This window comes from Streptomyces sp. NPDC059003, from assembly GCF_042740445.1.
In the GTDB taxonomy this organism is placed as follows: Bacteria; Actinomycetota; Actinomycetes; order Streptomycetales; family Streptomycetaceae; genus Streptomyces.
In genome coordinates, this window is record NZ_JBHYJH010000198.1 from 1 (window position 1) to 14,809 (window position 14,809).

Annotated in this window: 13 protein-coding genes and 3 tRNA genes; 8 read left to right on the top strand and 8 right to left on the bottom strand. The window is 72.5% G+C overall.

What is annotated here, in order from left to right; genetic code table 11:
* Positions 1–153: 153 nt before the first annotated feature.
* From purD to ACFWZ5_RS39410, 5 genes are all read left to right on the top strand, one after another.
* Positions 154–1,419, top strand: coding sequence for a phosphoribosylamine--glycine ligase (purD, locus tag ACFWZ5_RS39390; RefSeq protein ID WP_384801815.1), 1,266 nt, complete (start codon positions 154–156; stop codon positions 1,417–1,419).
* A 31-nt stretch (positions 1,420–1,450) separates the two neighbouring features.
* Positions 1,451–2,338, top strand: a complete 888-nt coding sequence (locus ACFWZ5_RS39395; protein ID WP_384801812.1) for a hypothetical protein — start codon at positions 1,451–1,453, stop codon at positions 2,336–2,338.
* Between the two features lie 212 nt (positions 2,339–2,550).
* Complete coding sequence (locus tag ACFWZ5_RS39400) at positions 2,551–4,521, top strand: hypothetical protein (protein ID WP_384801818.1); 1,971 nt, start codon at positions 2,551–2,553, stop codon at positions 4,519–4,521.
* 454 nt (positions 4,522–4,975) lie between these two features.
* Positions 4,976–6,511 (top strand): N,N-dimethylformamidase beta subunit family domain-containing protein, encoded by a 1,536-nt coding sequence (locus tag ACFWZ5_RS39405; RefSeq protein WP_384801809.1) that lies wholly within the window; start codon positions 4,976–4,978, stop codon positions 6,509–6,511.
* 162 nt (positions 6,512–6,673) lie between these two features.
* A complete protein-coding gene (locus ACFWZ5_RS39410; RefSeq protein ID WP_384801806.1) occupies positions 6,674–7,573 on the top strand; it encodes a phosphoribosylaminoimidazolesuccinocarboxamide synthase in 900 nt (299 codons plus the stop codon).
* A gap of 60 nt (positions 7,574–7,633) precedes the next feature.
* On the opposite strand, the gene ACFWZ5_RS39415 is transcribed toward ACFWZ5_RS39410, so the two are convergent.
* The 8 genes from ACFWZ5_RS39415 to ACFWZ5_RS39450 form a co-directional block, all read right to left on the bottom strand.
* A tRNA-Gly gene (locus tag ACFWZ5_RS39415) sits at positions 7,634–7,706 on the bottom strand.
* A 23-nt stretch (positions 7,707–7,729) separates the two neighbouring features.
* On the bottom strand, positions 7,730–8,341 hold the full coding sequence (locus tag ACFWZ5_RS39420; RefSeq protein WP_384801803.1) for a response regulator: 612 nt from the start codon (positions 8,339–8,341) through the stop codon (positions 7,730–7,732).
* The gene (locus ACFWZ5_RS39425) at positions 8,338–9,624 is read right to left on the bottom strand and encodes a sensor histidine kinase (protein ID WP_384801802.1); all 1,287 of its coding nucleotides are present in this window, start codon (positions 9,622–9,624) and stop codon (positions 8,338–8,340) included. Before ACFWZ5_RS39425 ends, ACFWZ5_RS39420 begins: the two co-directional genes overlap by 4 nt.
* Positions 9,625–9,673: 49 nt before the next feature.
* On the bottom strand, positions 9,674–10,483 hold the full coding sequence (locus ACFWZ5_RS39430) for an ABC transporter permease (RefSeq protein WP_384801799.1): 810 nt from the start codon (positions 10,481–10,483) through the stop codon (positions 9,674–9,676).
* Complete coding sequence (locus ACFWZ5_RS39435) at positions 10,480–11,490, bottom strand: ABC transporter ATP-binding protein (RefSeq protein ID WP_384801796.1); 1,011 nt, start codon at positions 11,488–11,490, stop codon at positions 10,480–10,482. Before ACFWZ5_RS39435 ends, ACFWZ5_RS39430 begins: the two co-directional genes overlap by 4 nt.
* Positions 11,491–11,618: 128 nt before the next feature.
* Positions 11,619–11,691: transfer RNA gene (locus tag ACFWZ5_RS39440), tRNA-Gly, on the bottom strand.
* A gap of 79 nt (positions 11,692–11,770) precedes the next feature.
* Positions 11,771–11,842 (bottom strand) — tRNA-Gly (locus tag ACFWZ5_RS39445).
* Between the two features lie 579 nt (positions 11,843–12,421).
* Positions 12,422–12,739 (bottom strand): Lsr2 family protein, encoded by a 318-nt coding sequence (locus ACFWZ5_RS39450; RefSeq protein WP_384801793.1) that lies wholly within the window; start codon positions 12,737–12,739, stop codon positions 12,422–12,424.
* 439 nt (positions 12,740–13,178) lie between these two features.
* Here ACFWZ5_RS39450 and purS point away from each other — a divergent pair, with 439 nt between their 5' ends.
* The 3 genes from purS to ACFWZ5_RS39465 form a co-directional block, all read left to right on the top strand.
* Positions 13,179–13,451, top strand: a complete 273-nt coding sequence (purS, locus tag ACFWZ5_RS39455; RefSeq protein WP_384801790.1) for a phosphoribosylformylglycinamidine synthase subunit PurS — start codon at positions 13,179–13,181, stop codon at positions 13,449–13,451.
* Positions 13,448–14,131: a phosphoribosylformylglycinamidine synthase subunit PurQ gene (gene purQ / locus ACFWZ5_RS39460; RefSeq protein ID WP_384801787.1), complete on the top strand. Its 684-nt coding sequence runs from the start codon at positions 13,448–13,450 to the stop codon at positions 14,129–14,131. Before purS ends, purQ begins: the two co-directional genes overlap by 4 nt.
* Positions 14,128–14,809, top strand: a 682-nt coding sequence (locus tag ACFWZ5_RS39465; RefSeq protein ID WP_384892070.1) for an AIR synthase related protein, incomplete at its 3' end; no start/stop codon positions are given. The genes purQ and ACFWZ5_RS39465, both read left to right, overlap by 4 nt.

Here is a 14,809-nt window from a genome sequence, read left to right on the forward strand (position 1 = left end):
GCGAAGCGCGGAAAGAAGGGGTCCTAGGGGCGGAGCCCCTAGTTTCGGGAAGGGGCGGGACTGGGGCGCCTCGTGTGAACGTACAAAGTCGCACCGCCTCCCCCCTGGACACCCGAACAAACCCCACCGCGTCACCCGGCTAGGCTGACCCCCGTGAAGGTCCTTGTCATCGGCGGCGGCGCCCGCGAACACGCCCTGTGCCGCTCCCTGTCCCTCGACCCCGCGGTCACCGCCCTGCACTGCGCCCCCGGCAACGCCGGCATCGCGGACGTGGCCGAGCTGCACCAGGTCGACGCCCTCGACGGCGCCGCCGTGGCCGGGCTCGCCGCGGAGCTCGGCGCGGAGCTCGTCGTCGTCGGGCCGGAGGCGCCGCTCGTCGCCGGGGTCGCCGACGCCGTGCGCGCCGCGGGCATCCCGTGCTTCGGCCCGTCCAAGGAGGCCGCGCGCCTCGAAGGGTCCAAGGCGTTCGCGAAGGACGTGATGGCGGGCGCCGCGGTGCCCACGGCCCGTTCGTACGTCTGCACAACGGCCGAGGAGATCGACGAGGCGCTCGACGCCTTCGGCGCCCCGTACGTGGTCAAGGACGACGGCCTCGCCGCGGGCAAGGGAGTCGTCGTCACGAGCGACGTCCAGCGGGCCAGGGAGCACGCGCTCGCCTGCGGGCGCGTGGTCATCGAGGAGTTCCTCGACGGCCCGGAGGTGTCGCTCTTCGCCGTGACCGACGGCGAGACGGTCGTGCCGCTGCGCCCCGCCCAGGACTTCAAGCGCGCCCTCGACGGCGACGAGGGGCCCAACACCGGTGGCATGGGCGCCTACTCGCCGCTGCCGTGGGCCGACCCGAAGCTCGTCGACGAGGTCCTGCAGACGGTCCTCCAGCCCACCGTCGACGAGCTGCGCCGCCGCGGCACCCCCTTCTCCGGGCTGCTCTACGCGGGGCTCGCGATCACCAGCCGCGGCGTGCGGGTCATCGAGTTCAACGCCCGCTTCGGCGACCCCGAGACGCAGGTCGTCCTCGCCCGCCTCAGGACCCCGCTCGCGGGCGTCCTGCTCGCCGCCGCGAACGGCACGCTCGCCGACCTGCCCCCGCTGCGCTGGAGCGACGACGCGGCCGTCACCGTCGTCATCGCCTCGCACAACTACCCGGGCACCCCCCGCACCGGCGACCCCATCGAGGGCCTCGCCGAGGTCGCGGAGCGGGACGCCCCGCACGCGTACGTGCTGCACGCCGGGACCAGGAGCGAGGGCGACGCGGTCGTCAGCGCGGGCGGCCGCGTCCTGTCGGTGACGGCGACCGGCACCGACCTCGCGCAGGCCCGCGAGCGGGCGTACGCCGCGGTCTCCCGCATCCGGCTCGACGGCTCCCAGCACCGCTCGGACATCGCGGAGAAGGCCGCGGACGAGGCCCCCGGGCAGATCTAGGCGTACGGAGGCCGTGACGTAACGTAACGCCATGGCCTCCACTCGTCGCGCATCCCAGCGGCCCCGTCTGCTCTACGTCACCGACCTCGCGTACGAGGCCCGCGGGCGGCGCTACTGCGACGAGGACATCCAGCTCTCCGACCGGCTGCGCGACGACTTCGACGTCGCCCTGTGCCACCCGCTGGACGCCGCCGCGCTGATGGACGGCTTCGACCTCGTCGTCGTACGCAACAGCGGGCCCGTCCTCCACTACCAGGAGGCGTACGACGCCTTCCGCGACCGCGCGCTGCGTGACGGCGTACGCGTCTACAACGAACTGACCGGCCGCGCCGACATGGCGGGCAAGCAGTACCTGCTCGACCTGACCGCCGCCGGCCTCCCCGTCATCCCGACCGTCGACCGCCGCGCGGACCTCGGGCTGCTGCCGCCGGCCGAGTCCTACGTGGTCAAGCCGAAGCTGGGCGCGGACTCCATCGGGCTGCGGTTCGTGGGCCGTGCGGAGCTCGCGGAGGTCGCGGAGCTCGACCTGGAGCCGGGCGGCGTGCTGGTGCAGCCGCACGTCGACTTCCGCTACGAGGTGTCGTTCTACTTCATCGACGACGCCTTCCAGTACGCGCTGTACGCCCCGCACCCCGACCGGCGCTGGCAGCTGGAGCCGTACGCTCCGACGGACGCCGACCTGGACTTCGCGCGGCGGTTCGTCGACTGGAACACCATGGCGCACGGCATCCAGCGCGTCGACGCGTGCCGGGCGCCGGACGGTGAGCTGCTCCTGGTCGAACTGGAAGACCTCAATCCGTATCTCTCGCTCGACCTCGTCGGCGAGGAGGTCCGGCGGACGTTCGCCCGGACCCTCTCGGCGTCCCTGATGAAGCTGACGCAGCGGGTGAGCTTTACCCAAAGCCATTCCATCGAGTGACCGCTGGCCCATCCGGCTGACGCTGACCACCCGCCCAACTAGGGTTCGGCGCAGGCGTTCCGGCACCCAGAAGCCAAACAGCCCACCGGCATTGCGATGTCAGTGGCGGGTGCCACAGTGGGGGAGTGAGCAACGCCATCGACATGCGCCGTCGGCTCCGGCCGCCGGCCGAGCCGTAGAGGCAGCAGGGGGTGACTTCGGTCGTGTCAGGGATGGGTGTGGAGGCGGGCGCGCAGGCCGCGCGCTCCCAGGCCCTCGCCGTGCTGCGCATCCGCAGCAGGGCGTTGGCCGTCGCCCTGCTGCCCGCGGCCGTCGCCGTCGTGCTGCTCGCCGCCACGGTCACGGGGCATGTCGGGGGCGCGAGTTGGGCCGCCGCGCGCTGGGCCGTGACGGGTCTCGCCGTGCTCGTGCTGCTCGCCGCCGGGGTCGTCGCGCTCGTCGTCGCCCGCGCCAGACCCGCCGTCAGCCCGACGGTCCCGATCACCGAGGCCGCGGCCCCCGACCTGTACCGCCTGGTGCGGGACCTGGCCGACCGCCTGGACGTGCCCGCGCCCTCGGCCATAGCGCTCACCCCGGACTGCGACAGCTGGCTGGAGGACCGCACCCATCCGGCCCACGCCGCGGACAGCGGCGAGCCGTCTCCCTTGCGGGGCGCCGACGGGGAGGAGCCGGACGGCCTCGAGGCGGCCCGGGGGATACGCGGCGTCCGCGCGCCCCAGCGCAGGGTCCCCGCCGCCCCCGTGCTCGTCATCGGCTCGCCCTTCCTGTGGTGGATGCGGGTCGGCGAGCTGCGCGCCGTCCTCGCCCCGGTCGTCGCGGGTACGGGACCCTCCGCGCACCCGGACATAGCGGCGGCCCGCCGTTTCGTACGCGGCCTCGACGCCGCCGTCGCCGTCACCTCCGCCCCCGGCCGCGGGCCGCTCGCGCGGGGCGTCCTCGGCGGGGTCGGCTGGGTGGTCCGGCTGCTCCTGCGCGGCTGCCGCGTGCACGCCGCCGAGATGGAGCGGGGCGTCGCGGCGGCGGCCGCCGAGCGCGCCCAGTCCGTGGACTACGGCGTGCGGATCGTCGCCCAGGAACAGGTCGGGCTCGCCTACGCGGGCTGGGACCGGCTCCTGACCCGGGTCGCGCTGCCCGCCTGGCGCATGGGCCGGTGGCCCTCGCGGCTCGACGCGGGCGTGGTCTCCGCGCTCACCGAGCTCTCCCGCAGGGACCGCCTCGCCGAGGGCTTCGCCTCCCGGCTCGGCGAGCGCCCCGCGTGCGACCTCCTGGAAGAGCCAGGCGTCGTCGACGAGGCGGCCTCGCTGCTCGCCGCCCGCCTCTTCCACGGCGGCCCCGCCGAGTCCGGCCCCGGCTGGGCGCCGGTGGCCTGGCAGGAGTATCCGGACGAGGTCGTCGACCGCAAGTGGCGCACGGACGCGGCCCGGCTCCACCGCGTCCTCGACGCGCTCGGCGTCAGCCGCTCCACCGACCCGACGGCCCCCGACCCCAAGGGCCCGACCCTGGGCCGCGTCCTGGACCACCTGACGGACCCGGAGGCGGAGGCACGGGGTGTTGGCGCCGAGGCCAACGACGGGGGTGAGCTGGGCTGTGGTTCTGGGGGATCTGAGGGATCCGAGGGTTCTGAGGGATCTGACGGCTGTGACGGTCCTGATGGTCCTGATGGCTCGGGTGGCTTCGACGGCTCCAGCGTCTCCAGTGGCTTTGCTGGTCCGGATGGCTCGGATGGCTCGGATGGCTCGGATGGCTTCGGTGGCTTCGGCGGTTCTGGTGGTCCTGATGGCTCCGACGGCCGTGGTGGCCTGCTCGCCGCCGGGTTGAGCGCCGAGATCGCCCGCGAGGAGGCCGCAGCGCCGGCCAGGCCCGCCCCGGCCGGTCAGGGTCCGGACGACGCGCTCTGGGACGACCGGGCGCTCCCGCTGTTCCCGCTCCAGCCGCCCCGCACCGGCAGGGAGCTGCTCGCCGACCACGTCACGGCGATGGTGTGCTGCGCGGCGGTCGACACGGCGGGGGCGGCGCCCGGCCTCGACTGGCTGGACGGCCCCGCGCTCCTGATGGACGGCGAGCGTGCGGCCGACCTCGCGCCGCGGGTGCTCACGCTGGTGGAGGACGGTGACGCGGGGCCCCTCCGGGCCTGGCTGACGGACCTGGGCGTACGCCCAGAGAAACCGATCCGCCTCGTCTGACGTCGTTTCCCGCCGCGGAGCGGCGGGCCGGAGGCGCATCCGACCTGGTTCGGCGTATGGGCGGGGCGGGTGCGGCTGAGGTGGCAGGGACGGGACAGGCGGTGAGCCATCGGCGCGGTGAGGGGTCGGCGTGGGGCACCCGATCCCCGCTCGCCCCCGGAGGGAAACGTTCCGGTCGCGTCAATTCGCGACGAACGGTGACGGGCCGCGTGCGTAATGTGATGTGCTGGGACCGGTAGCTGACAACGCCACGCCGACAGCACCACGCCGACAGCACCGCGTACAGCGCCACGCAGTGGACGACCCGCAGCAGCACCACGCAGTGGCACCGCACCCCACACCGTGGAAGCGACCACCACGCAGGGGAAGGCCCGCCGCCCGCGGCGGGCACCGCCTCCGCCCCGGCGCAGAGGCACCGATCAGTCGGGGGAGCGAGGGAGGGGACGTAATCGCCATGGGACCGGAGCCGATCCGCCGCTGGGAGTCGGGCGCGCTCGCTCACGCCGTGACCGACCCCTTCGGCCAGGGCCCGCTGCCCTGGCTCCGCGGCGCGGAGCACTACTTCGACGACACGGGCCAGGTCGTTCCCTGGTACGTGGACATGGACGCGGACCACCCCCCGGCCGCGGGGGCGAGGGGACCGGCGGTCCCGGCCCCACGGCCGGGCGGCGGCCCCCGCACCGCCGACGACGTACACCGCCAGATCAAGGGCTTCACGAGCACGGGCGCCGCCGCTCCGGGCGAGGCGATCGACTTCCACATCACGGTCGACCCGCCGCAGCAGTTCAGCGTGGACATCTACCGCATCGGCCACTACGGCGGCGACGGCGCCGCCCAGATCACCACGAGCCCCCGGCTCGCGGGCATCGTCCAGCCGCCCCCGCTCGCCGCCGACCGCACGGTCTCCTGCCACCACTGGTGGCTGTCCTGGCGCCTGCAGATCCCGAGCTACTGGAACGTGGGCGCGTACGTCGCGGTCCTCACCACCGTCGACGGCTACCGCTCCCACGTCCCCTTCACGGTCCGCGACAGCCTCCCCGAAGCCCTCGGCGAGATCGGCGAGTCCCCGTCCGCCGACCTCCTCGTCCTCCTGCCGGACATCACCTGGCAGGCGTACAACCTGTATCCGGAGGACGGCCGCACGGGCGCGAGCCTGTACCACGCGTGGGACGAGCACGGCCGGCTCCTCGGCGAGAGCGAGGCTGCGGTCACGGTCTCCTTCGACCGCCCGTACGCGGGCGCGGGCCTGCCCCTGCACGTGGGCCACGCCTACGACTTCATCCGCTGGGCCGAGCGCTACGGCTACGACCTCGCGTACGCCGACGCCCGCGACCTGCACGCGGGCCGCATCGACCCCACCCGCTACCGGGGCCTGGTCTTCCCCGGCCACGACGAGTACTGGTCGGTCGCGATGCGCCGCACCACGGAGCTGGCCCGCGAGCACGGCACGTCCCTGGTCTTCCTGTCCGCCAACACCATGTACTGGCAGGTGGAGTTGGGCCCGTCCCCGTCCGGCGTCCCCGACCGCCTCCTGACCTGCCGCAAGCGCCACGGCCCCGGGAAGGCCGCGCTGTGGCGGGAGATCGACGTCCCCGAGCAGCAGCTGATGGGCATCCAGTACGCGGGCCGGGTGCCGGAGCCGCATCCGCTCATCGTCCGCAACGCCGACCACTGGCTGTGGGAGGCGACCGGCGCGCACGAGGGCGACCCCGTCGAGGGCCTGGTCGCGGGCGAGGCCGACCGCTACTTCCCGCGCACGGCCCTGCCGGAGCACCAGGACCGCATCCTGCTCGCCCACTCCCCGTACGAGGACGGCGAGGGCACGGTCCGCCACCAGGAGACGTCCCTCTACCGCGCCCCGTCCGGCGCCCTCGTCTTCGCGTCGGGCACCTTCGCCTGGTCACCGGCGCTCGACCGCCCCGGCCACGTCGACGCCCGGGTCCAGCGCGCCACCGCCAACCTCCTCGACCGCATCTGCAAGCGCGACTGACCGCATCCGCAAGCGCGACTGACCGCGACCGACACCCGCTCGCACACCGACGCGCACACCGGCTCGCACACCCACCCGTCGCGACTCGGCCAACCCTTGGCCAAGACCACTCCCCGCATACGGGAGAATCGGAGCACTTGGACAGAACCACGGGGAGGAACCGTGTCCGGATTCGTCGAAAAGCCCGAGCCGATCCAGGTTCCGGGCCTGGTGCATCTGCACACCGGCAAGGTGCGCGAGCTGTACCAGAACGAGGCGGGCGACCTCGTGATGGTCGCCAGCGACCGCATGTCCGCCTACGACTGGGTGCTGCCGACCGAGATCCCCGACAAGGGCCGCGTCCTGACCCAGCTGTCGCTGTGGTGGTTCGACCAGCTCGCCGACCTGGTCCCGAACCACGTCCTCTCCTCCGACCTGCCGGCGGGTGCGCCCGCGGACTGGGCGGGCCGGACGCTGGTCTGCAAGCGCCTGGAGATGGTCCCGGTCGAGTGCGTCGCCCGCGGCTATCTGGCGGGCTCGGGCCTGCTCGAGTACGAGGAGAGCCGCACGGTCTGCGGCCTCGCCCTGCCCGAGGGCCTCACCGACGGCTCGGAGCTGCCCGCGCCGATCTTCACGCCCGCCACGAAGGCGGCGGTCGGCGACCACGACGAGAACGTGAGCTACGAGGAGGTGGCCCGCCAGGTCGGCGCGGAGACCGCCGCCCAGCTGCGCCAGCTGACCCTCGCGGTCTACGGCCGGGCCCGTGACGTCGCCCGCGAGCGCGGCCTGATCCTCGCGGACACCAAGTTCGAGTTCGGCTTCGACGGTGCGGACCTGGTGCTCGCCGACGAGGTCCTCACGCCGGACTCGTCCCGCTTCTGGCCCGCCGACCAGTGGCAGCCGGGCCGCGCGCAGGCGTCGTTCGACAAGCAGTACGTGCGCAACTGGCTGACCTCGCCCGCCTCCGGCTGGGACCGCAAGAGCGAGCAGCCGCCCCCGCCGCTGCCGCAGGACGTGGTGGACGCCACGCGCGCGAAGTACGTGGAGGCGTACGAGCGCCTGACCGGGACGACCTGGCCGTAGGCCCCGGCCCCAAGGGCACGACGAAGCCCCCCGGTTCCAGGAACTGGGGGGCTTCACTTGAGCGGACGACCAGGTTCGAACTGGCGACCTCAACCTTGGCAAGGTTGCGCTCTACCAACTGAGCTACGTCCGCGCTGCGCCGTGGCGCGATAGCTACTATACCCAACCTCGCTCGCGTGCGAGACGCACCGCGGCGTGCCGGTTCTCCGCCCCGATCTTGGTGGCCGCCGACGAGAGGTAGTTGCGGACGGTGCCCTGGGACAGCGCGGCCCGCTCGGCGATCTCCGCGACGGGCGCTCCGTCGGCGGCGAGTTCGAGCACCTCGGCCTCGCGCGCGGTCAGCGGGGAGTCCCCGGCGGAGATCGCGTCGGCGGCCAACTCCGGGTCGACGTAGCGGTTTCCGGCGTGGACGGTGCGGATGATCTCCGCGAGGCGCTGGGCGCTGACCGTCTTCGGGACGAACCCCCGCACGCCGACCGCGAGCGCCCGCTTGAGGTGCCCGGGCCGGCCGTGACTGGTCACGATCATGGTGCGGCAGCCGGGGAGTTCGTCCCGCAGGGATGTGGCGACACTCACACCGTCGGCGCCCGGCATCTGCAGATCGAGCACGGCGACGTCGGGCCGGTGGGCGCGTGCCATGGCGAGCGCCTCGGGCCCGGACGCGGCCTCGGCGACGACCACGAGGTCGTCCTCCAGGCCGAGCAGGGCGGCGAGCGCGCCCCGGATCAGATGCTCGTCGTCGGCGAGCAGCACGCGCACGGTCGTCATGACGCTCTCCCTTCCCGTACGAGTTCGCCGAGGTCGCTCAGAGCCGGGGCCGTACGGAGTTCCCCCTGGGCCAGCGGCACCCGCGCCGTGAGCCGGAAGCACCCCTCCGCCGCCCCGTACTCCAGCGTGCCGTCGACGGCGGCGAGCCGTTCCCGCAGGCCGGTGAGCCCGGACCCGCCCGGCGCCGTGGCGGTGCCGGGCGGCGCCCCGTCGTTCTCGATGGTCAGGGCCGTACGCCCGTCCGTCACCGACAGCGTGATGGCGCAGTGCGCGGCGTCGCCGTGCCGCAGCACGTTCGTCGTGCCCTCCCGCACCACCCAGCCGAGCGCCGACTGCACGGCCGCGGGCAGGCCGGCGGGCGACCCGCTGACCCGGCACGTGATCCCGGCGGCCTCGAGGACGCCCTGCGCCCCGGCGAGTTCCGCGCCGAGCTCGGCCGCGCGGTAGCCGCGTACGACCTCCCGTATCTCCCGCTGGGACTGCTGCGCGATGCGCTGCACCTCGACCATCTGGTCCACCGCCTCGGGGCGGCCGCGCCGGGCGAGCTGCACGGCGAGCTCGCTCTTGAGCGCGATGACGGCGAGGTTGCGCCCCATCACGTCGTGCAGATCGCGCCCGAAGCGCAGCCGTTCCTCGGCGACGGCGAGCCGGGACTCGACCTCGCGGGCCCGGTCGGCCTCCCACATCACGGCCAGGGTCCAGGCGCCGCACCGCGTGCTGAGCAGCGCGACACCGGCGCCGAACGCGACGAGCACCGCGACGCCGAGCAGCCGCCCGTCGTGCATGCCGACCGCCGCGTAGCCGCCCACGGCGACCACCTCCATGACGGCGAAGCGGACGGCGAAGTCCCGCAGCGGCACGGCGAAGGCGAGCGCCTCGCAGTGCGATATGACGAGGAAGGCGGTGGCGAAGCCGATCATGCCGTCCTCGACGCCGTCCACGGCCTGGAGCGCGAAGGCGAGGCCGAACATGGCCACCAGGAGGCCGCGGGACACGGCGAGGTCGCGCGTCGGGCGCTCGCCGCGCCCCAGATAGTGGTCGAGGGCGCGGCGCAGGCTGCGGTTGACGTGCAGGCACTGCACGGCGGCCGTGGTGATGAACGCCCAGCCGAGCACCTGCGCCGCCGCCCCGGGCCGCAGGCTCAGGCCGAGGGGCATGGAGCCCCAGCTCAGGAAGAACAGCCAGGGCAGGCAGTGCCACATGATCACGGACTGGAACTCGACCCGTTCGATCTTGCTCCGGTCGCGCCAGGCGCGCTGCAGGCCCCCTATCCGGCCGACCACTCGATCCCCTCCCACGGTCCGTCCGATGGATCTCCGCGGCGTCGCGGCCCTAGCGCCGCGGCTCCCAGCGGAACCATCGCCGTACAGCAAACACGCCGATCGCGGTCCAGGCCACCGCGGTCGCGAGGGCGCGCAGCGCTTCCGCCGCGGACAGGTGCCCGGTCCAGCCGCCTCGGATGAGCTCGACCACGGGCGACAGCGGAAGCAGTTCGGCGACGGACGCGACGCCGTCCGGCATGACTTCGAGCGGCATGAACGTGCCCGAGCCGATCATCGAGACGAGCAGCAGCGGCATGGCCGCGACCTGCGCGCTCTCCACGCTCCGGCTGAAGCCCGACGTGGCGGCGGCGAGCAGCGGCCACATCACGAGGCCGATGAGCAGCCCGAGCACGGCGTAGTGCGGCGCGCTCGGCGCGCCCACGTCGAGCAGCGCGACGCAGGCGCCGATCAGGACGAGGCTCTGTACGAGGCCGATGGCGACGGACGGCAGCGCGGCACCCGCGAGGATCTCCGCGTCCCGCACCTCACCGGTGCGCAGCCGTTTCAGTACGAGCTCCTCGCGCCGCGCCGCGTACACGCTGACCAGCGCCGAGTACACGGCGAAGAGCAGCGAGAAGCCGATCGCGGCGGGCAGCACGACGGAGCCGACCGACAGGCCGGTGCCCTTCAGGTCCATCTCCTGGGCCGCCGAGTGCAGGCTGACCGGCAGCACGAGGGGCACGGTGAGCGCCGCGAACAGCGTGCCCTTGCTGCGCCCGAGCAGCGTCAGCTCGGCGCGCGCGAGCGCCCGCATGCGCCCGGCGGGGGTGGTGGTGGAGCGGCCGGTCCCGGTCCGCGTCATGGTCGCGGTGCCGCTCATGCCGCCTTCTCCCCGGACGTCACAAACTCGTCGGCCTCGTACGTCACTTCACTCTCTCGGTCACTATTCGCCCTATTCGACCTATTCGACCCACTTGCCTCTCGTGCTATCCGTAGGAACGCCTCCTCCAGGGACGCGGCCCGCACGTCGAGCCCGCGCAGCTCCAGGCGGGAGCGCTCGGCCCATACGAGCAGGGCGGTCGCGGCGCGCTGGAGTTCGTCGGTCCGCAGCCGCACGGTCCGGCCGGTCAGTTCGTGCCCGGTCACGCCGAGTTCGGGGAGCGGGGGCAGGTCGCCGAGGTGGTAGCCGTCGGGCAGCTCGAAGGAGATGTGCGACGGCTGGGCGGCGACGACGTCGGCGACGCGGCCGGCGGCGGCGATGCGGCCCTCGTGCAGGATGGCGAGGCGGTCGGCGAGCTGTTCGGCCTCTTCCAGGTAGTGCGTGGTGAGCAGCACGGTGGTGCCGTTGTCGCGCAGGGCGCGGACCAGTTCCCAGGTCTCGCGGCGCCCTTCGACGTCGAGTCCGGTGGTCGGCTCGTCGAGGAACAGCACGTCGGGGTCGCCGATGAGCGCCATCGCGAGGTCGAGCCGCCGCTTCTCGCCGCCGGACAGCTGCTTGACGCGTACGCCGCCGCGCTTGCCGAGTCCGACGGTGTCCAGGGCTTCGCCGACGGGCCGGGCACCGCTGGTGCACCCGGCCCACATGCGCGCGGTCTCGGCGACGGTGAGCTCGGAGGGGAAGCCGCCCTCCTGGAGCATCACGCCGATGCGGGGCCGTACCGCGGCCCGTTCGGTGTACGGGTCGTGCCCGAGCACGCGTACGCGGCCCGCGGCCGGTGCCGCGAGTCCTTCGAGGAGCTCGACGGTGGAGGTCTTGCCCGCGCCGTTCGTGCCGAGAAGAGCGAAGAGTTCACCGCGGGCCACGGTGAACGAGATCCCCCGGACCGCCTCAAAACCGCCCGCGTAGGTGCGCCGCAGATCGGTGACGTCGATCACTTGGTCAGTCATGGCCCCAGCGTCTCCCGGTGCCGGGTGCGGGGGCAGTGCGCGCTGTCACGGCTCGGCATGACAAATGTCAGATGCGGGTGGGCGCACGACAAAGGCCCCGGTCACGAGGACCGGGGCCTTGATCTCTGAGCGGACGACCAGGTTCGAACTGGCGACCTCAACCTTGGCAAGGTTGCGCTCTACCAACTGAGCTACGTCCGCGCTGCCTCCGACCGGCTCTCACCGATCGACGCGAGCACCAGCTTACCGCACCCGGATGGGTGGTCGGTGAGCGATGCAGAGCGGGTGACAGGAATTGCACACTGCGCCTTCCTCCTGGAAGGAGGATGTTCTGCTACTGAACTACACCCGCAAGATTCCTCGGGGTTTCGGCCTTTCGGCCTTGCCCCTCGGCGTGCTCCAGACTCTAGCGGACGATCAGGGGTGCAATGCAAGTCGGTTGCGCGGCGCCGCGGTCGACGGGGCATCTCCCACCCGCCCGCCCGCTTCTGCCCCCACGGCGGGTGGACGCCCCCTGCGGGGCTTGCCCACCGCCGGCGTCTGCGGGTCTCCGCCGGGCATCTCCCGCCCGCCCGCCCGTTTCTGCCCCCACGGCGGGTGGACGCCCCCTGCGGGGGTTGCCCGCCGTCGGCGTCTGCGGGTTCGCGTCGGGCATCTCCCACCCGCCCGCCCGTTTCTGCCCTCCCAGGGGGTGGGCGTCTCTTGTGGGGGCGGGGCTTCGTCGGCGGCTGCGGGGCGGTCGCGCCGGGGGCGAGGGGCATGGGTGGGCGGGTGGGGAGGAGCCGCGCGGCGGCGGGACGGCTGCCGGAGCCGGGCGCGCGGCCCGGCCCGTCGGTTACCCCGGGGGCGAGGGTCGCGGGCGGGTGGGTGGGTGAACGAGCCGCGCAGCGGCGAGGCCGGTTGCCGCGGGCCGCCCAAGGCCACCGCGCCCTCAGTTCGCCGCTTCGAACGCCTCGTACACCTTCTTCGGGATCCGCCCCCGCGGCGGCACGTCCAGCTGGTGCGACCGCGCCCAGGCCCGCACCGCGGCCGGGTCCGGCGTCACCGCCGTGTGCCGGAAGGCCTTGCCGGACTTCGACTGCTTGCGGGCCGCGCCCAGGTAGGGGGCGAGCACCTTGCGAAGTTTCTCGGCATTGGATTCGTTGAGGTCGATCTCGTACGACTTCCCGTCGAGACCGAAGGCGACCGTTTCCGCCGCTTCTGAGCCGTCGATGTCGTCATAGAGAGTGACCACGACACGCTGCGCCACGAATATCGGTCCTTTCGTGCGACGCCACCGCATATGACGTGCGGTGATGCCGACTGTCCGGCAGTTTTGGGACAAAGTATCGGCTATTGCCAATTCCTTTGTACAGTGCCTGGCATTGAATGGGGAAGCCTGCGAAAACCAACCGCGTGTTCCCGTGGCGGGATCCGGGGTAATGCGGGTCCGGCCGGTTGCTCAGCAGCGTGGCCGCGACGGGCGTCCGACGCAATGGTGAACTGTGATCTTTTCCAGGATTTTTCGCGGACGTGCCCCGCGTGACACCCGTACGACCAGGACGTTCGAGAGCCGACGTGACTGCCATCACGTATGTTGCTACGAATCTACGCGGGTAGAAATTTTGTGCAGGTAGTCTGAAGGAACCTGCTCGGGCGGCACGTCAGCCGCATACGCCAGCAGCACACGCAAGCACCACACACCGGGAGTGCCAGTGGCACGCGTCGTAGTCGACGTCATGCTCAAGCCGGAGATCCTCGACCCCCAGGGACAGGCGGTGCAGCGTGCACTGCCGCGCCTCGGATTCCAGGGCATCTCCGATGTACGTCAGGGAAAGCGCTTCGAACTCGAAGTGGACGGGCCGGTGGACGACGCCGCGCTCGCCCGTATCCACGAGATGGCGGAAACCTTCCTCGCCAACACCGTGATCGAGGACTTCGTCGTAAAGGTGGAAGAGCCCGCGGCGGGAGGGGAGAAGTGACAGCCCGAATCGGAGTCGTCACTTTTCCGGGAACCCTCGACGACCGTGACACGCAGCGCGCCGTGCGCGTCGCGGGCGCGGAGGCCGTGCCGCTGTGGCACCGGGACAAGGACCTCAAGCAGGTCGACGCCGTGGTGCTGCCCGGAGGCTTCTCCTACGGCGACTATCTGCGGGCCGGCGCCATCTCGCGTTTCTCGCCCGTCATGGAGTCGGTCATCGACCAGGCCAAGGCGGGAATGCCGGTCCTCGGCATCTGCAACGGCTTCCAGGTCCTGACCGAGACGCACCTGCTGCCCGGCGCGATGCTGCGCAACAACCACCTGCACTTCATCTGCCGTGACCAGAAGCTGCGGGTGGAGACGGACCGGACCGCCTGGACGTCCGACTACGAGGCGGGCCAGGAGATCTCCATCCCGCTGAAGAACATCGACGGCCGCTACGTCGCCGACGAGCGCACCCTCGACATGCTGGAGGCCGAGGGCCGCGTCGCCTTCCGCTACCTGGACGTGAACCCGAACGGCTCGCTGCGCGACATCGCGGGCATCACGAACGAGGCCGGCAACGTCGTCGGCCTCATGCCGCACCCCGAGCACGCGGTCGAGCCGCTGATCGGGACCGGCCGCACGGACGGCCTGGGATTCTTCACCTCGATCCTGAAGAAGCTGGTGGACGCCCGATGACCCTGGACACCGTCAAGCACGCGACGGAGACCCCCGAGTCCGCGCAGCCGTGGAAGGAACTCGGCCTCAAGGAGGACGAGTACGCCCGGATCAGGGAGATCCTCGGCCGCCGTCCCACCGGCGCCGAGCTCGCCATGTACTCCGTCATGTGGTCCGAGCACTGCTCGTACAAGAGCAGCAAGGTGCATCTGAAGCAGTTCGGCGAGAAGGTCCCCGACAACGACGCGATGCTCGTCGGCATCGGTGAGAACGCGGGCGTCGTCGACGTCGGCCAGGGCTACGCGGTCACCTTCAAGGTCGAGTCGCACAACCACCCGTCGTACATCGAGCCCTACCAGGGCGCCGCCACCGGCGTCGGCGGCATCGTGCGCGACATCCTCGCGATGGGCGCGCGCCCGGTCGCGGTCGTGGACCCGCTGCGCTTCGGCGCCGCCGACCACCCCGACACCAAGCGCGTCCTGCCGGGCGTCGTCGCGGGTATCGGCGGCTACGGCAACTGCCTGGGCCTGCCCAACATCGGCGGCGAGGTCGTCTTCGACTCCTGCTACCAGGGCAATCCGCTGGTCAACGCGGGCTGCATCGGCGTCATGAAGCACGAGGACATCCACCTCGCGAAGGCCTCGGGCGCGGGCAACAAGGTCATCCTGTACGGCGCCCGCACGGGCGGCGACGGCATCG